Below are 15996 nucleotides of genomic sequence, written 5' to 3'. Positions count from 1 at the left end.
AACGCGGCGGTCTCCCCACCGGCGCCCGGCAGGTCAGCCGGCGGTGTCGCCCAGCCGGCGCCAGGCCAGCACCGTGAGCACCGTGAGCGCCCCCGCGGCCAGCCAGAACGGCGCCAGGAGGCTGCCGGCCGCCCGGGCCAGGACCCCGCCCGCGACCGTGCCCAGCGCCGCCCCGCCCAGATCGGCCAGGGCGTAGACGCTGGTCACCCGGCCGCGCAGCCGGTCCGGCACGAGCCGCTGCCGCAGCGACACCACGAGTACGCCCCAGACCATGGCGTGCCCGCCCCACACGGCGAGCGCGGCACCGGCGACCACCGGCTGCCGCGTGCCGGCCAGCACGAGCTGGAGCCCGATCTCGACGAGCAGCCCGGCCCGCAGCAGCGCAGGCGTGCCGAACCGGGACCGCAGCCGGGTGGCCAGCGCGCTGCCGGCCAGCCCGCCGACGGCCGAGGCGGTCAGCAGCAGGCCGTACCCGACCTCGGCGAGGCCGAGCCGCTGCCGGGCGTAGAGCACGAAGGCGGCGAACGCGGCGCAGAACGCCACATTCATGACGGCGATGCAGCCGGCCAGGGTGCGCAGCACCGGCACGGCCCAGAGCGCCCGTACGCCTTCCACCACCTCGGCGCGCAGCGACCGGCGCGGATCCGCCGGCGCCGGCGGCGCCGCGGGCGGCGCCGGCCGCCAGCGAAGCAGCGCCAGCAGCAGCGCGGCCAGCCCGAAGGTGGCCGCGTCGAACCCGAACGGCAGTGCCGCGGCCACCACGAAGAGGTACGCCCCGAACGGCTTGGCCACGAACTGGTTGCCGATCACGAAGGTGGCGGAGAGCCGGCTGTTGGCCTGCTCCAGGCGGTCGGCGGGCACCACCGACGGCAGGAGCGCCCCGGCGGCCGTGTCGGCGAGGGTCTCGCCGACACCGGTGAGGAAGAAGGCGAGGCAGACCAGCGGCACGGTGGCCACGCCGGCGAGCACGGCCCCGGCCAGCGCGGCGAGCACCAGGGCCCGGCCCACGTTGACCGCGACGATCAGCCGGCGGCGGTCGAGCCGGTCCACGAGCGCCCCGCTGACCAGGGCGAGGAGCAGCCACGGCAGCTGCGGGGCGAACGCCGCGGCGGCCACCGCCGCCGGGTCCGGGGTGAGCGAGGCGACCAGTAGGGGCGCGGCCACCAGGGTGACGCCGTCGCCGAGGTTGGCGACGGCCGAGGCCGTCCAGAGCCGGTGGAAGTCGGGGCCGAGCCGGTCGGCGGGAAGGGTGGCCGTCCTGCCGGCCACCGGGCAGGGGTGCGTGGTCCGGGCACGCTGCGGCGCCCGGACGGGTCGTCCGGAAACACGAGGAACTCCCTCGGAAGCGATGGTGGTGGCGTGCGGGGCACGCCGGGACGTCGGGATCCGCGCAGGGCGGATCACCGGATCGCTTCGCGGCGAGGGTGGCGGTGTCGGGTCGGGCGGCGGTGCCGCGCCGGTCAGGACACCGGGTGGCCCAGCGGCGAAGCGGGAACCAGCACCGTGCCGAGTGGAGCAGTCCTCATGATCGACCTCCCGTCCTCGGATGCCACGCTAGGGCTTCTCCTCGCGCGGCGCGACCCCGGTTGGACAGCGGACGGGCGGGTGACCGAGAGTGGATCACCGTGAGGTACCTGCGCAGCGACGGGCGCGTCGCGATCCGCCGTCCCCGCCCCACCGACGAGGCGGAGTTCGTCGCCGCCGCCCGGCGCAGCCGCGACCTGCACCATCCGTGGCTCTCCGCGCCGGACGACGCCGAGCGGTACGCGGCCTACCTGCGCAAGATCCGGGGGCGGGACAGTTCCGGGTACCTGCTCTGCGACCGGGCCACCGGAGCGATCGCCGGGTACGCGAACATCAGCGGCATCGTCCTGGGCGCGCTGCGCGGCGGCTACCTCGGCTACGCCGCCTTCCTGCCGTACGCCGGCACCGGGCACGCCTCGGCCGGGGTCCGGCTGGTGATCGAGCACGCGTTCACGGTGCTCGGGCTGCACCGGCTGGAGGCGAACATCCAACCGGGCAACGAGCCGTCGAAGCGGCTGGCCCAGCGGCTCGGTTTCCGGTTGGAGGGCTTCTCGCCGGACTACCTGTTCATCGACGGCGCCTGGCGGGACCACGAGCGCTGGGCGATCACCGCCCCCGCACCAGAGCTGGGCTGACGGCGCGGTGGCGACCGCCGGAACGGCGGCCGCCACCGGCGTCGCCGGACCTCAGCGGCCGGGCCCCCGATCCTGCGGGCGCTGCCCGGTCAGGCGCTGCCGCTTCGCCTCCTTCTGCTCGACGCGCCGGCGCTGCCGGGGCGTGAGCTGCGGGCGGCCACTCTGCTGCCGGTAGTGGGCCTCACGTCGGTCGGACGGCAGGATGCTCATCGCGGGCTCCCCTCTGTCGGGATCGACTCTCGCGTTCCCACCAGACTCCGTCGCGGCCGGGTGAGGCGGCCCCGCCCGGTCCGGGTGAGCGGGGCGGTCAGCTGGAACGCCACCGGGCCGCGGTGCCTCGCCCGGTCCACGGCCCGGACGCCGAAGAACACCTGGCGATTCATCCGGAACGGGTGATGCCACCCTCGCCCGCACTCCTCCTACCGTCGGCGCATGGCTGTCGTGCGTCCGACTCCGGCCGACCCGACGCCGGGCGTGCTTGCCCCCGCCCGCGAGAGCGGGGACCAGCGATCCATCCCGCCCGAGCTGGGCGCCGAATCCATCGCCGTCCTGAACGGCCCCACCTTCATGTACTCGGAGCCGTCCGGCGACGTGCCGGCCGGCAGCATCGGTGGTCTGGTCCACCTGGACACGCGGCTGCTCAGCGGGTGGGTGCTCACGGTGAACGGCCAGCGCCTGCTCGTGCTCCGCTCGGAGATCCTCCAGCACTACTCGGCCCAGTTCGCGCTCGCCAGCCCCGAGTTGCCCGGCCTCCCGGCGAACGGCCTCGGGTTCCGGCGGCTGCGCTACATCGGCGACGGTTTCCACGAGCGGGTGGAACTGGTGTCCTACCAGCCCGAACCGGTCCGCATCGAGCTGCGCCTGGCGGCGGCCGCCGACTTCGCCGACCTCTTCGAGGTCAAGTCCGGGGTCCGGGACCGCTCCGCGCAGATCACCCGCCGGCACACGCCAGACCAGCTCTGCTTCACGTACGCGGCCGAGGGCTTCTCCGCCGAGACCCGGGTCTGCTCCTCGCGGCCCGCGGACCGGGTCGAGGGCGACGAGCTGGTGTGGGAGCTGGAGCTGCACCAACGGGAGGAGTGGTTCGTCGACCTGGACGTGCCGCTGCCGCCGGGCCTGGGGGTGGTCGAGTCGGTCCGGGGCGACATCGCGGACGTGATCCACGGGTGGGTACCCGACCCGTTCCGCCACTGGATGGCCGAGCGGGCCCGGCTGCACAGCGACAGTCAGGCGCTGGAGCGGACCATGCTCCGGACCGGGCAGGACATCGCCGCGCTCCGGCTGGAGCTGGAGGTCAAGGGGCAGCGCATTATGCTGCCCGGCGCCGGACTGCCCTGGTTCCTCAGCGTCTTCGGCCGGGACACCCTGCTCACCGCCTACCACACACTGGTCGCCGGTCCGAGCCTGGCGCGCGGCGCGCTACTCGCCCTGGCCCGGTTGCAGGGCGACTGTTGTGACGACTTCACCGACGAGGAGCCGGGCAAGATCCTGCACGAGGTCCGCAGCGGGGAGCTGACCCGGACCGGGCTGAAGCCGTACGGCCCGTACTACGGCACCGCCGACGCCACCCAGCTCTGGCTGATCCTCCTGTCCGAGTACTGGCGGTGGACCCGGGACGACGACCTCGTGCGGAGCCTGCGGGACAACGCGATGGCCGCCCTCCACTGGATGGACCACTACGGGGACCGGGACGGCGACGGCTACGTCGAGTACGCCACCCGCTCGCCGGAGGGCCTGGGGAACCAGTGCTGGCGGGACTCGCCGAACGGCGTCGTCTTCCACGACGGCCGGATCCCGGTGCTGCCGATCGCCACCTCCGACATCCAGGGCTACGGCTACGACGCGAAGCTGCGGCTCGCCGAGCTCGCCGACGGCCCCCTGGACGACCCGGCCCTGGCCCGCCGGCTGCGCGCGGACGCCGCTCGGCTCTACGACCGGTTCAACCGCGATTTCTGGATCGAGGAGCGGGGTGGTTTCTACGCCGTCGGCCTGGACGGCGACAAGAACCGGATCGACTCGAAGACGTCGAACATGGGCCACCTGCTCTGGAGCGGCATCGTGCCACCGGAGCGGGCGGACCGGGTGGTGCGGCAGCTGATGGCGGAGGACTCCTTCTCCGGCTGGGGAATCCGCACCCTGTCGCGCGAGGATGCGCTGTTCGACTCGCTCGGCTACCACCACGGCACGGTGTGGCCACACGACAACTCGCTCGCCGTCCTCGGGCTGACCCGGTACGGGTACCGGGCCGAGGCCAACCGGATCAGCCTGGCGCTGATCGAGGTGGCGGAGCAGTTCAACTACCGGCTCCCCGAGGCGCTCAGCGGCTACCCGCGCGAGCGGCTGCTCTTCGCCGTGCCGTACCCGACCGCGTGCAGCCCGCAGGCCTGGGCGAGCGCCACTCCGCTGGCCCTGGCCCGCGCGATGCTCAACCTCAACCCGGTCGACGGCCGCCTCGTCCTCGACCCCGACGTCCCGCCCGAGATCGGCCGGATCGCCGTCGACCGGTTGCGGGCCTTCGGGCAGTCCTGGGACCTCGAGGCGGTGGGCCGCAAGGGGTACGTGCGGCTCTCCGCGGACTGACGGCCACGTTTGTCGGGGTCCTCGACGGGAACGGCAGCAGGCATGACGAAACCTCGTGTGGTGATCGTGGGGGCCGGTTTCGCCGGATACCACGCGGCGAAGGCCTTGAGCCGGCGGGCCGGCAAGCGGGCCGAGATCGTCCTGCTGAACACGACCGACTACTTCCTCTACCTGCCGCTGCTGCCCGAGGTCGCCGCCGGGGTGGTCGAGCCCACCCGGATCTCCGTGCCGCTCGCCGGCACCCTCGACGGCGTCCGGGTGGTCATCGGCGAGGCGGACCGGGTCGACCTGCAGAACCGCTGGGTCGGCTACCGCTCCGCGGAGGGGGACCACGGCCAGCTCGCGTACGACCGCCTGGTGCTCTCCGTCGGCAGCGTCAACAAGCTGTTGCCGATCCCCGGGGTGACCGAGTACGCGCACGGCTTCCGCGGCCTGCCCGAGGCGGTCTACCTCCACGACCACGTGGTCCGTCAGATCGAGCTGGCCGAGCTGGCCGAGGACCCGGCCGAGCAGCGGTCCCGGACCACCTTCGTGGTGGTCGGCGCGGGCTACACGGGCACCGAGGTAGCCGCGCACGGCCAGCTCTTCACGGACCGGCTGATGGCTCAGCGGCCCCACCTCAAGGTGCGTCCCCGCTGGATGCTGCTGGACGTGGCTCCGCGCGTGCTGCCCGAGCTGGACCAGCGGCTGTCCGTCACGGCCGACCGGGTGCTGCGCCGGCGCGGGGTCGACGTGCGGATGGGCACCTCGGTCTCCGAGGCCACCCCGGACGGGGTGCTGCTGACCGACGGGGAGTACGTGCCGACGTGCAGCCTGGTCTGGTGCGTCGGGGTGCGCCCCGACCCGTTCGTGGCCGAGCTGGGGCTGCGCACCGAGAAGGGCCGCCTCGTGGTGGACGAGTACCTCAACGTCCCCGGCTACCCGGAGGTGTTCGCCTGCGGCGACGCGGCGGCCGTGCCCGATCCGACCCGCCCCGGGCAGGTCTGCGCCATGACCGCCCAGCACGCGCAGCGGCAGGGCAAGCTCGCGGCGCACAACATCGCCGCCTCGTACGGGCAGGGCACCCGCAAGTCGTACAAGCATCGCGACCTGGGCTGGGTGGTCGACCTGGGCGGCAAGGAGGCGGCGGCCAACCCGCTGCACGTGCCGCTCGCCGGCCTGCCGGCCAAGGCGGTCACCCGCGGCTACCACCTGTACGCCATGCCGAGCAACCGGGCCCGGGTCGGCGCGGACTGGCTGCTCGACGCCACCCTGTCCCGGCCCGCCGTGCAGCTCGGCCTGGTCCCGGCGAACGCCGTGCCGCTGGAGAGCGAGTCGCCCGAGGTGGTGCGCCGCGGCTGATCCGACCGGACTCAACCGCCGGCCGGCGGCGGGCTCTCCTCCGTGGGGCCCCGACCGCCGGCCGCCGCGTCCGGGCCGGCGGCGGCCGGCACCGGCAGGGCCTGGCGGCCGGTGCGGGCGAACTCGCGCAGCAGGACCTGCCCGATCCCGGCCGCGGGGATGGCCAGCAGGGCGCCCACCAGGCCGGCCAGCTCGGCGGCGAGCAGCACGCTGACCAGCACGGTCAGCGGGTTCAGCCGGACCGCGCGGGCCATGATGACCGGTTGCAGCAGGTGGTTCTCGACCTGCTGGTAGACCACGAAGAAGACCAGCACCACCACGCCCGCCGTGGGGGAGTGCAGGAACCCGGCGCCGGCCGCGACGATCGCCCCGATGGTGGCACCCACCAGCGGCACCAGGTCGGTCAGCGCGACCACCAGGGCGATCACCCCGGCGAACGGCACCCCGACGACGAAGAGCACGGCGAAGGTCAGGCCACCGCAGATCACGCTGATCAGCAGGTTGCCGCTGAGGTAGCCGGTGATGATCCGGGAGGAGTCCTGCCCGATGCGCCGGAGCCGCACCGCCGCGCCGTCGCCGACCAGCTTGAGCGTCCCCGCGATGATCTTCGGAGCCTCCAGCACCATGAGGTACGCCAGCACCACCACGGTCAGGACCCCGGCGACGATCTCCAGCACGCCCCGGACCACCCCGACGGCCGGCTGGCCGAGCCGGGCGCCGTAGCGCTGGAGCTGGTCGGCGTGGGCGTCGGCGTACCGGCGCAGGTGGAAGCGGTTCAACACCTCGCCCACCGGCCCCCGCCCGGCCCGCGCCTCGCGGAGCAGCTCGGGGGCCCGGTCGGCGAACCGGCCCACCTCGTCCACGAGCGGCAGCACGATGACCGTCCCCAGCGCGGCGAGCAGCACGAAGGTGCCGAGGAAGACCAGCAGGGTGGCCAGCGCCCGGTGCCGCACGAGCCGCCGTTCCACCCGGTCGACAAGGGGTTTCAGCGCCACCGCCAGGAACGCCGCGACCAGGCCCCACACGAGCACCCGCCGGGTCGCCCAGATCAGCCCGAGCCCGATCAGCGTGGCGAGCACCAGACCGATCACGATGAGCGCCCGGCGGGCGGTGTACCGGTCGTCGGCGTTGCTCATCCGGCGCGGCTACCCGCCCCGGACCAGCGGAAACCCCGCCGGTCAGCGCTCGGCGAGGCTGGCGTCGGTGGCCGGCAGGGTGCCGGCGACGAACGCGTCGAGGGTCGCCCCGTGCAGCACGCCGCCGGGCACCGGATCGCCGGCGGCGCGGGCGACGAGCCGGCGTACCGGCAGGCGCTCGGGGCGGGTGGCGGCGGCGAGCACCAGGTTGCCGTACCGCCGGCCGCGCAGCATCCGCCGGTCGGCGACCAGGCAGACGTCGGCGAAGACCGCCCGCAGCGTGGCCACCTGGGTCCGGGTGTGCACCAGCGGCGGCAGGTCGGTGACGTTGACCAGGAGGACGCCGTCCGGGCGCAGCACCCGGGCCACCGCGGCGGCGAACTCGACGCTGGTCACGTGCCGGGGCATCCGGGCCGCCCGGTAGACGTCGGCGAGCACCACGTCGTACGCCCCGGCCGGGGCGGCGGTCACCGCGTCCCGGGCGTCGCCGATCTCGACGGCCACCTCGGCCGGCACCAGGGGCAGCTCGCGGCGGACAAGGTCGACCACCGCCGGGTCCCGCTCGATCACGCGCTGCGGGGAGCCGGGGCGGGTGGCGGCCAGCCAGCGCGGCAGGGTGAGCGCCCCGCCGCCCAGGTGCAGGGCCGCCAGCGGCAGGCGCGGCGGTGCGGCCAGGTCGACCACGGCCGCCATCCGCCGCACGTACTCGAAGTGCAGGTGGCGGGGATCCGCGACGTCGACGTAGGACTGCTCGACCCCGGCGGCGAGCAGCGTCCGGCCGCTGGGTCGGGCCGGGTCCACGACGATCTCCAGGGCCTCGGCGTCGCTCTCCACGGCCGGCAACGCTACCCGGGGCACGGCGGGCCGGCGGGCGGGACGCCCACCGGCCCGCGACCGTGCGTGGCTCAGCCCGTGGCCATCCCGGCGCCGGCCTCGTCGATCGCGTCGTCGACCCGCCTCGCCAGGTCCACGTCCGACGCCGTCACCCCGTCGACCTGCTGGCTGCGCACCGTGAGCACGGCGCTGTCCGCGTCGGGCCGGCCGATCTGCGGGCCGCGCCCGGCCTCAGCCCGGAGCTGGTCGAGCCGGTCGAGCACCCGGTCCAGGTTGCCGGTCGGCAGCTCGATGGTGCGCACCAGGGACTGCCGGTCGCTGGACCAGTACGGCAGCTGGGCGAGCGCGTCGCGCAGCTCCTGCTCGTCCAGCGGGGCGGTCGCGGACGTGGCGCCCACCAGGCCGCCGCCGGCCACCGGCGGCGCGAGCAGGTCCCGCAACCCGTCCGGTACGCGCAGCGACTCGACCAGCTCGCCGTCCGCGTCGGCGAGCGCGGCCAGGGTGGCCTGCGCCTGGTAGCGGGCCTGCTCCGGGGTGAGGCGGCTGTGCCGGCCCACCTCGTCGAGGAAGCCGGGCAGGTCGCGCCGGCGCTCGATGCCCTCCACCGGCACCACGTCGTGCAGCTTCACCGGCACGGCCTCGAGCAGCCGTTCCCGCTCGGCCTCGTCGAGCGCCCCGGCCAGCGCGAGCACGGTCGCCTCCGCCGCCACCTTGGCGGTGAAGAAGTCGACGCCCGCCCGCCGGCTCACGTCGCCGACGAGATCCCGGTAGCCCAGCGTGGTCACCGGGGGCGGTCGCTCGTCGGGCAGCGGGCGCGGGCGTTCCGCCACGGCCGCGGGCGGCGGCGCGGGACCGCCGCGCGTCGTGTCCGGCTTGCGCCGGCCGGCCGGCGGCGGGCCGGACCGCTCGCGCCGGTCCAGCGAGGTGATCTGCTTGGACGCGCTCAGGCTGGCGCCGGTCCGGCTGGGGAGCTGGCCGCGTCCCCGGGCGTCCCGGGCCAGGGCCCGGCGGCGCTGGTTGTCGCCCTCCATCTGCTTGCGCATCGTCGCACCTCGTTCCTGGTCGGTTGCGCTTGCGCCGGTCGCCTTCCCGGCGCTGCCGGGAAGGAAACGGCTGCCGGCGAACCGGCCGCTTCACTCGCTGCGGGTGAGGACCGGTCACCCCGGGGGGCCGCACGATCGTGGTGGACCGGAAGAACTTCCGACGCACGCGGAAGGGCAGGTCGTCATGAAACGGATCGTGGAGATCGTCCCCGCCCGGCCCGGCTGGTACGCCCGGTGGCAGGTCGACCCGGGTGGCACCCGCAGCTACCCGGTGACCCTCTGGGCGCTGCTGGAGGAGATCGACGGCACCGGACGTGAGGTCGTCGGCGTCGACTGTGTGGGGCAGTGGCCGGGAGCCGACGACAACGAGGCGGGTGGGGAGTTCGTCCGTTACCTGTTCCAGACGCCTGATTCCGGCACGCCGGAGGACGCGGCGTCGCCCACGGTGGGGGAGCTGCGCGAGTCCGGCCCGCGCCTGCAGGCCACGCCCGCCGCCTGAGCCACCCTCCCCGGCCCCCGGCCCCTGGTCCCAGGGCCGGGGGCCACCTCCCGTTTCCGGCCGGTCAGCCGGCCTCGCGGGTGGCCCCGGTCTCCCCGGGCGGCGGGACGGCGAGCAGCTCGGCCAGCCCCGTGCGGTCGAGGAGCTGCCGCACCTGCGGGCCCACGGCGTCCAGCCGCACCGGACCCGCGCCGGCCCGGTGGATGACCACCAGGGCGCTGAGGCCGGAGGAGTCGCAGAGCGCCACCCCGGCGAAGTCGAGCAACAGCTCGTGGCAGCCGTCGCGGCGCAGTTCGGCCGCGGCGGCGACGAGCTCCGGCGCGGTGGCGAAATCCAGCTCGCCGGTCAGCCGAAGGCGGGCACGGCCGGCGTCGAGCCGGTCCACCTCGATGGTCAACAGCTGCGCGGGCATACGGCCATGTTTCCAGCTCGGACCGGTCCGGGAAACCCCGGGGTGCTCAGGCAAGGGCGGACGAGCCCGGTACGGGCCGGTCGGACCGGCCGTCGGGCTGCGGCCGGGTCAGCAGGCCGGCCACACCGGTCATGTCGAGGATGGTCGCCAGGAAGCGGGGCGTCTCCCAGAGTTGGATGGCGGTCCCGCTCTGCTGGCCGTGCCGCCAGGCGTGCACGATCACCGACAGGCCGGTGCTGTCGATGAAGATCAGGTCGCGGAAGTCGAGCACGAGCGTCCGCGGGGCCCCGGCCAGCAGCCGGTCGACCTCGGTGCGCAGCGGGGTGGCCGTGGCGAAGGCGAGATCACCGCCGATCCGGATGACCGGCACCCCCGGATCGGAGCGGTCCACGGAGATGGTGAGCGGTGTCGCCTCGGGCGTTCTCCGTCGGGATGCCACCATCACGCCTCTCCGCGCTGCCGGCCGGGCCGGGTCGTTCCCGGATCGTAACAAGCCCGGTACGGGCCTGCCGGGTGGCGCGTCCGCAGGCCGGGCCGTCGGCCGTGAGGTGGCGGTACCGGTACACCGGCGTAGGGTGGGCGGAGAGATTTGACCATACGCGCCGCTGCCGGTGGACCGCGGGTATCGACAAGGAGTGGGGCTCAGCTGGTGACTGCTGCCGACGTCAGGGGTGCTGACCCGGGCGACGGACGGATCTCCACGCCGGGTGCCCAACGGGCTCGGGCGTGGTCCCCGCCCGAGCCGGCGCTGCCGCCCCTGGCCCCGGACCGCGGCCCGGCCACCCCCGGCTGGTCGGAGGTGGTGGAGCACTTCCGCGAGGGTCTGATCGTCTGCGACGCCGACGGGGTGGTGCGGCATCTCAGCCCGGTGGCCGAGCGGCTGGTCCCCGAGGTGGTGCCCGGCGAGGTCCTCGCCGCGGCGGGCGTTGCCGCGCTCGGTGGCGACGACCCGGGCGAGTTCACCCATCACGGCCGGCGACTGCGGCTGCGCCGGGTCCCGCTCTCCGCCGGTCGTCGCTGCTGGTACGTCGAGGACGTCACCGAGAGCGTCAGCCGCGCCGACGCGCTGCTCGCCGAGCGGGCCCGCTCGGCGTTCCTCGCCGTGGTCGGCGAGAAGCTCGGCAACCCCCTGCATCCCGACCGCGCCGCCGCCGCGGTGGTCCGGCTGGCCGTGCCGACCGTGGCCGACGTCGCCGTGCTGGTGCTGGCCCCGCGCTCCGGCCGGGCCCGGTGGTGGCGGGCGGTGCGCGCGGACGACGATGCGGGCGACAACTTCAGCTCGGCGCGTCTGACGCCGCGCCGCGACCTGGAGCCGTCGCCGGCCGTGGACAGCGGCGTGCTCGCCGCCGCGGCGCTGCCGTCGGCGATCGAGGAGGGGCTCGGCGGCGCCGAGCCGCACGCCCTGGACTGGCTGGTCGAGCAGGCCGTCGAGGCGGGCTGGCTGCCCGGGCTCGACGAGGCCGGCGCCACCGCCCGGGTGGTGCCGCTGCCCGGCCGGGAGGCCCCGGCCGGGGTGCTGCTGGTCGCCCGCCGGGCCGGCCGCTGGCACGACGAGGCCGACCTCGACCTGGTCCGCGCCTTCGCTGCCCGGGCCGGCGCCGCGCTCACCACCGCCCTGCTCTACCGCGACCAGGCCGAGGTGGCCGACACCCTCCAGGCGAGTCTCCTGCCCGTCGAGCCGGCGGCGGCCCAGGGCGTGCAGTGGGGCACCGCCTACCGGCCGGCGCAGGCCGGGCTGCGGATCGGCGGCGACTTCTACGGCTCGCACCGGCTCGTCGACGGCGGCTCGGTCTTCTTCCTCGGCGACGTCTCGGGCAAGGGCGTGGAGGCGGCCGTGTTCACCGGCCAGCTCCGCCAGTGCCTGCACGCGCTGCACCGGGTCGAGTCGCAGCCGGCGCGGCTGCTGAAGCTGCTCAACGACGCGTTGCTGGAAACCACCCAGGCGCACGGGCAGGGCCGGTTCGCCACCATGGTGCTGGGCGTGGTGCGCCCCCACCGCGACGGCGGGCTCACCCTGACCATGGCCGGCGGCGGTCACCTCCCGCCCCTGGTGCTGCTGGCCTCCGGCGAGGTGGAGGTCGTGCCGCTGAGCGGGATGCTGATCGGCGTGGTGCCGGATCCCCGGATCGGCGAGGTCACCGTGCACCTGGCCCCGGGTGAGACCTGCCTGCTCTACAGCGACGGGGTGACCGAGGCGCGCGGCGGCCGGCGGGGCGAGGAGCAGTTCGGCGCCGAGCGGCTGCTGCACGCGGTGACCGGCTGCCACCGGATGCCGGCCCCGGCGCTGGCCGAGCGGGTCGAGCAGGTGACCTGCGACTGGCTCGGCCACGGCGACCACGACGACATCGCGGTGCTCGCGTTGCGGGCGACGACCCCGGGCCGCCCGGGCCGCCACCTGCACGCGGTGCCCGGGCCGGTCGGCACCGACCGAACGAGGGAGACCGACGCGTGACCGCCACGACCACCGAGGCCCACCCGGCCCAGGCCTTCCCCGGCTACCTGGAGTGCCTCGCCGAGGCCGACGAGCACGCCGCCGTCGAGGTGGCCCGCGGGCTGCTGGAGTCCGGCGTGCCGGCCGAGCGGGTGCTGCTCGATCTGGTCGCCCCGGCCCAGGCCGAGGTGGGGGAGCGGTGGGCGCGCGACGAGTGGAGCGTGGCCCAGGAGCACGCCGCCACCCACATCAGCGAGCGGGTGGTGGCGGCCGTGGCAGCGTACGCCGATCCCCGCCCCACCCGCGGCCGGATCGTGGTCGCCTGCATGGACGGCGAGTGGCACGCGCTGCCCGCCCGGCTGGTGGCCGAGGTCCTGCGGCTGCGCGGCTGGCAGATCACCTTCCTCGGGGCGAGCGTGCCCGCCGCCCACCTGGTGTCCTACCTGCACCGGTACGACGCGCACGCGGTCGCCCTCGCCTGCGCGCTGCCGATGCGGCTGCCCCACGCGCACCGCATGATCGAGGCGTGCCGGCGCTCCGACGTGCCGGTGGTGGTGGGTGGGCGCGGCTTCGGTGGCGACGGCCGCTGGGCCCGGGTGCTCGGCGTGCCCTGGGCGCCGGACGCGCCGACCGCCGCCGACCTGGTCGCCGACGAGCGGGCACTGCGCGCGGTGCCGCCCGCCCGGCTCGACCACCTCGCCGACGACGAGTACGCGAGCCTGGCCAAGCGGCGCGGTGAGCTGATCGACAGCGCCCTGGCCGACCTGCGGGAGCGGGTGCCCGGGGTGCGCCACTACACCCCGGCGCAGCTCGACTCGACCGTCAGCGACCTCGGCTACATCGTCGACTTCCTCGCCGCCGCCCTCTACGTCGACGACGAGACCCTCTTCACCGAGTTCGTCGAGTGGCTGGTGGCGATCCTCGTGAGCCGCCGGGTCCCGGCCGGCGCGGTCGCCCTCACCCTCGACCACTATGGACAGCGGCTGCACGACTTCCCCCGGGCCGGGCGGTTCCTCGACCGGGCCCGTGCGCTGGTCGGCGGGCTGTCCGCCGTGCCGGAACGGTGACCGTCGGGGTGCGGGCGCGGCGGGCGGACCTGCTTATACTTGCTGCACTGCAAGGGTCGGCCTGCGGTGGGATCGAGAGGGGCCACGGTGACCTTCACCGTCACGCACGGCCAGCGGGACGGCGGTCCGGCCCGCCTCCGGCTCGCGGGTGAGCTCGACCTGAGCACCGCGCCCGAACTCAACGCGGCCATCGACCGGCTGTTCGCCGAGGGGCACCGTGAGCTGCTGCTGGACCTCACCGAGCTGACCTTCTGCGACTCGACCGGCATCGCCGCGTTCGTCCGCGGCGACAACCTCGCCGCCGCCGACGGCGGCTGGTTGCGGATAACCGGAGCGACCGGGCGGGTGGCCCGGGTGCTCCAGGTGACCGGGCTGGCCGAGGTGCTGCGCCACGAGGCGGAGCCGGCCGACCCGGCCACTCCGGCCGCCTCCTGATCGGATAGATTTCCCCGCCAGCAGTCGACCTCGCCGTCGGCGCTCCACCTCCGAGACGAAGCAGGTAGTCCCATGGGTCATGGCACCCCGAGCCCCGTTCGCATCCTGGTGGTGGACGACGACCCGGGCGACGTCCTGATGATCGAGGAGGCGCTCGAGGACTCGGACGTCGAGAAGGTCATCGACGTGGTCAACGACGGCCAGGAGGCGATGGAGTTCCTCCGCCGCGAGGGCCGGCACACCGAGGCCCGGCGGCCCGACGTCATCCTGCTCGACCTGAACATGCCGCGCATGGACGGGCGCCAGGTGCTCGGCGAGGTCAAGCGGGACGAGGACCTGCGCACCATCCCGATCGTCGTGCTGACCACCTCCAACGCCGACACGGACATCCTCGGCAGCTACACCCTCCAGGCCAACGCGTACGTGACGAAGCCGATCGACCTGGACGACTTCAACGACGTGGTGCGCCGCATCGACGAGTTCTTCGGCCGGGTGGTCGTGCTCCCCAAGCACCCCTGACCGGTTTCGTCCGGGCGTCCGGATGCTGAACATTTTGCGGGAACCGCCGCGGCCGTGGCCGTGGGCGCCCAGGATCGTCAGGTGGGGACGTGACACCAGCTGCCTGGGGGGCGACACAGCATGAGGTTCTCCGTGGTTGAGACCGGTTACGACCAGCGGCAGGTGGACTCCTGCCTGGATGAGCTGGGAATCCGGTTGGTCCGGCTCGCGGCACGCGCGGAGAGCGCCGGCGCCGGCCGCGAGTGGGACCTGATCCGGGAGGACGCGACCCACCTCTGCGACTTCCTGCGCCGCCGGACGGCCGCCGTGGACGGCGACACGGCCACCGGCACGGCCGCCGAGCGCGAGGCCGCCCGGCTGCTGGCCGAGGCCCGGGGCGAGCTGGAGGCCGCGCGCGAGGAGGCCCGCCGGGTGCGCGAGCAGGCCTACGCCGATGCGGTCCGGGCGCGCCGGGACTTCGAGGCGGCGCTGCTGGCCCGCCGTCGGCGCGAGGCCCGCGTCGACGAGATCCTCGCCGGGGTACGCGGCGACACCGTGCCCCCGGACACGCCGACCGCCGCCGCGGGCGTGCCACCCGGCGGTACCGCCGAGCGCAGCGCCGCCTGAGCGCCGGCTCAGACCAGCGCCGCCACCACGGTGGTGGCCCGGTCCTCGTGCTTCGCGTACGCGTCGGGGAACGCGGAGACCTGCACCGCCTGGGCGGCTGCCGTGAGGCTCATCTCGATCCACCCGGGCACCTCGTTCAGCGCGGTGAAGAAGGCGCGGGCCGCGTACGCCGGGCGCATGCACTCGGCGACGGTGCCCCAGCCGCTGCTGGGCCGCTGCTGGAACAGGCCGACCGAGTCGTGGTCGGAGCCGCTGCCCTGGTGCGGGTAGTCGAACGACTCGGGGAGCACGTCGCTGGCCAGGTTGTAGAGGTTGCTCTCCTGCATGGCGGTGGCCACGGCCACCACGAGCGCCCGGCGGGGCATCTTCATGGTCAGGCCGGTGTCGACGATGGCCTTGGCGTTGTCCATCTGCCGCTGGTCCAGCCCGGCGACGGGCCGGGGGTGCTTCGGCCGGACGGGCTTCTTGGGCGCCTTCTTCTTCGTGGGCGTCGGGCTCGGCGTGGCGGCGGGGATGGGGGTGACCGGCACGGCGACCGGCGGGGCGGCCCGCTCGAAGTCCCGGGAGGCCCGCTGCTCGGTGGCCGCCCGGTCGGCGAGCACCTCACGGACCGGTTCGTGGTGCTGGCCGGTCTCCCGTGCGCCGACCACGCCGATCAGGCCGAGGCAGCAGGTCACGCCGGTGGCGACGGCGATGCGGGCGGGAGTGGAGCGGACCGGTCCGCGCCGGGCCGGCTCCGGGGCCCGGTGCCGCCCGATCGTCCGTTCGGCCGAGGCCGGGTCGATCGTACGGCGAACGCGTGGCGTGTCGCTCGGCTGCTGCGTGTCGGGGTGATCGGCATGCACCCGCCGAGGCTAGAAAGCTTCCCGGCGCTTGCCATCGGGGTGGTTGGTGGCATGCGCCACAATTTGCCATGATCCGCCCGCACATTACG

At 75.0% G+C, this 15996-nt stretch carries 17 protein-coding genes; 9 read left to right on the top strand and 8 right to left on the bottom strand.

The features are described from left to right. Positions 1 to 33: 33 nt before the first annotated feature. Positions 34 to 1269, bottom strand: coding sequence for an MFS transporter (locus tag GA0070214_RS20440; protein WP_091266239.1), 1236 nt, complete (start codon positions 1267 to 1269; stop codon positions 34 to 36). A gap of 356 nt (positions 1270 to 1625) precedes the next feature. On the opposite strand from GA0070214_RS20440, the gene GA0070214_RS20435 reads away from it, so the two are divergent. Then, positions 1626 to 2159, top strand: a complete 534-nt coding sequence (locus tag GA0070214_RS20435) for a GNAT family N-acetyltransferase (protein ID WP_244167777.1) — start codon at positions 1626 to 1628, stop codon at positions 2157 to 2159. Positions 2160 to 2210: 51 nt separating this feature from the next. Here GA0070214_RS20435 and GA0070214_RS31910 read toward each other — a convergent pair whose 3' ends face one another. Further along, a complete protein-coding gene (locus GA0070214_RS31910) occupies positions 2211 to 2369 on the bottom strand; it encodes a hypothetical protein (RefSeq protein ID WP_167364302.1) in 159 nt (52 codons plus the stop codon). A gap of 222 nt (positions 2370 to 2591) precedes the next feature. Here GA0070214_RS31910 and GA0070214_RS32850 point away from each other — a divergent pair, with 222 nt between their 5' ends. Beyond that, positions 2592 to 4739, top strand: a complete 2148-nt coding sequence (locus tag GA0070214_RS32850; protein ID WP_091266234.1) for an amylo-alpha-1,6-glucosidase — start codon at positions 2592 to 2594, stop codon at positions 4737 to 4739. Between the two features lie 42 nt (positions 4740 to 4781). After that, complete coding sequence (locus tag GA0070214_RS20425; protein WP_091266231.1) at positions 4782 to 6080, top strand: NAD(P)/FAD-dependent oxidoreductase; 1299 nt, start codon at positions 4782 to 4784, stop codon at positions 6078 to 6080. 11 nt (positions 6081 to 6091) lie between these two features. Here the strand turns inward: GA0070214_RS20425 and GA0070214_RS20420 are convergent, their stop codons facing one another. The 3 genes from GA0070214_RS20420 to GA0070214_RS20410 form a co-directional block, all read right to left on the bottom strand. Continuing rightward, positions 6092 to 7216: an AI-2E family transporter gene (locus GA0070214_RS20420; protein ID WP_091266228.1), complete on the bottom strand. Its 1125-nt coding sequence runs from the start codon at positions 7214 to 7216 to the stop codon at positions 6092 to 6094. A 42-nt stretch (positions 7217 to 7258) separates the two neighbouring features. Continuing rightward, positions 7259 to 8050, bottom strand: a complete 792-nt coding sequence (locus GA0070214_RS20415; protein ID WP_139141879.1) for a spermidine synthase — start codon at positions 8048 to 8050, stop codon at positions 7259 to 7261. 71 nt (positions 8051 to 8121) lie between these two features. Then, positions 8122 to 9093 (bottom strand): DUF2267 domain-containing protein, encoded by a 972-nt coding sequence (locus GA0070214_RS20410; protein WP_091266223.1) that lies wholly within the window; start codon positions 9091 to 9093, stop codon positions 8122 to 8124. Between the two features lie 184 nt (positions 9094 to 9277). Here GA0070214_RS20410 and GA0070214_RS20405 point away from each other — a divergent pair, with 184 nt between their 5' ends. Continuing rightward, positions 9278 to 9592 (top strand): hypothetical protein, encoded by a 315-nt coding sequence (locus GA0070214_RS20405; protein ID WP_091266220.1) that lies wholly within the window; start codon positions 9278 to 9280, stop codon positions 9590 to 9592. A gap of 64 nt (positions 9593 to 9656) precedes the next feature. On the opposite strand, the gene GA0070214_RS20400 is transcribed toward GA0070214_RS20405, so the two are convergent. Further along, positions 9657 to 10004, bottom strand: coding sequence for an STAS domain-containing protein (locus GA0070214_RS20400; RefSeq protein ID WP_091266217.1), 348 nt, complete (start codon positions 10002 to 10004; stop codon positions 9657 to 9659). A 46-nt stretch (positions 10005 to 10050) separates the two neighbouring features. After that, a complete protein-coding gene (locus GA0070214_RS20395; RefSeq protein WP_208602836.1) occupies positions 10051 to 10446 on the bottom strand; it encodes an STAS domain-containing protein in 396 nt (131 codons plus the stop codon). Between the two features lie 207 nt (positions 10447 to 10653). On the opposite strand from GA0070214_RS20395, the gene GA0070214_RS20390 reads away from it, so the two are divergent. The 5 genes from GA0070214_RS20390 to GA0070214_RS20370 all read left to right on the top strand — a co-directional run bounded on the left by GA0070214_RS20390 (position 10654) and on the right by GA0070214_RS20370 (position 15062). Beyond that, positions 10654 to 12456 carry a PP2C family protein-serine/threonine phosphatase gene (locus GA0070214_RS20390; RefSeq protein ID WP_091266211.1) on the top strand — a complete coding sequence of 601 codons (1803 nt, stop codon included), beginning with the start codon at positions 10654 to 10656 and terminating at the stop codon, positions 12454 to 12456. Then, entirely contained in the window at positions 12453 to 13502 is a 1050-nt protein-coding gene (locus GA0070214_RS20385) for a cobalamin B12-binding domain-containing protein (protein ID WP_091266207.1), read from the top strand. The genes GA0070214_RS20390 and GA0070214_RS20385 overlap by 4 nt, the downstream gene beginning before the upstream one ends. Positions 13503 to 13589: 87 nt before the next feature. Next, positions 13590 to 13937 (top strand): STAS domain-containing protein, encoded by a 348-nt coding sequence (locus GA0070214_RS20380; protein ID WP_091266203.1) that lies wholly within the window; start codon positions 13590 to 13592, stop codon positions 13935 to 13937. Between the two features lie 72 nt (positions 13938 to 14009). Further along, entirely contained in the window at positions 14010 to 14456 is a 447-nt protein-coding gene (locus tag GA0070214_RS20375) for a response regulator (RefSeq protein WP_091266200.1), read from the top strand. A 120-nt stretch (positions 14457 to 14576) separates the two neighbouring features. Next, the gene (locus GA0070214_RS20370; protein WP_091266196.1) at positions 14577 to 15062 is read left to right on the top strand and encodes an ATP synthase subunit B family protein; all 486 of its coding nucleotides are present in this window, start codon (positions 14577 to 14579) and stop codon (positions 15060 to 15062) included. An 8-nt stretch (positions 15063 to 15070) separates the two neighbouring features. On the opposite strand, the gene GA0070214_RS20365 is transcribed toward GA0070214_RS20370, so the two are convergent. Beyond that, positions 15071 to 15907: a hypothetical protein gene (locus GA0070214_RS20365; protein WP_244167776.1), complete on the bottom strand. Its 837-nt coding sequence runs from the start codon at positions 15905 to 15907 to the stop codon at positions 15071 to 15073. Positions 15908 to 15996: the final 89 nt, after the last annotated feature.

Source organism: Micromonospora chaiyaphumensis (assembly GCF_900091435.1).
GTDB lineage: Bacteria > Actinomycetota > Actinomycetes > Mycobacteriales > Micromonosporaceae > Micromonospora > Micromonospora chaiyaphumensis.
This window is presented reverse-complemented; position numbering and strand designations above follow the sequence as displayed.

Bases quoted from the DNA above. Each gene is read 5' to 3' on its own strand.
- GA0070214_RS20405 (WP_091266220.1), top strand. From the start codon at position 9,278: ATGAAACGGATCGTGGAGATCGTCCCCGCCCGGCCCGGCTGGTACGCC.
- GA0070214_RS31910 (WP_167364302.1), bottom strand. From the start codon at position 2,369: ATGAGCATCCTGCCGTCCGACCGACGTGAGGCCCACTACCGGCAGCAG.
- GA0070214_RS20400 (WP_091266217.1), bottom strand. From the start codon at position 10,004: ATGCCCGCGCAGCTGTTGACCATCGAGGTGGACCGGCTCGACGCCGGC.
- GA0070214_RS20375 (WP_091266200.1), top strand. From the start codon at position 14,010: ATGGGTCATGGCACCCCGAGCCCCGTTCGCATCCTGGTGGTGGACGAC.
- GA0070214_RS20395 (WP_208602836.1), bottom strand. From the start codon at position 10,446: ATGGTGGCATCCCGACGGAGAACGCCCGAGGCGACACCGCTCACCATC.
- GA0070214_RS20410 (WP_091266223.1), bottom strand. From the start codon at position 9,093: ATGCGCAAGCAGATGGAGGGCGACAACCAGCGCCGCCGGGCCCTGGCC.
- GA0070214_RS20420 (WP_091266228.1), bottom strand. From the start codon at position 7,216: ATGAGCAACGCCGACGACCGGTACACCGCCCGCCGGGCGCTCATCGTG.
- GA0070214_RS20370 (WP_091266196.1), top strand. From the start codon at position 14,577: ATGAGGTTCTCCGTGGTTGAGACCGGTTACGACCAGCGGCAGGTGGAC.
- GA0070214_RS32850 (WP_091266234.1), top strand. From the start codon at position 2,592: ATGGCTGTCGTGCGTCCGACTCCGGCCGACCCGACGCCGGGCGTGCTT.
- GA0070214_RS20425 (WP_091266231.1), top strand. From the start codon at position 4,782: ATGACGAAACCTCGTGTGGTGATCGTGGGGGCCGGTTTCGCCGGATAC.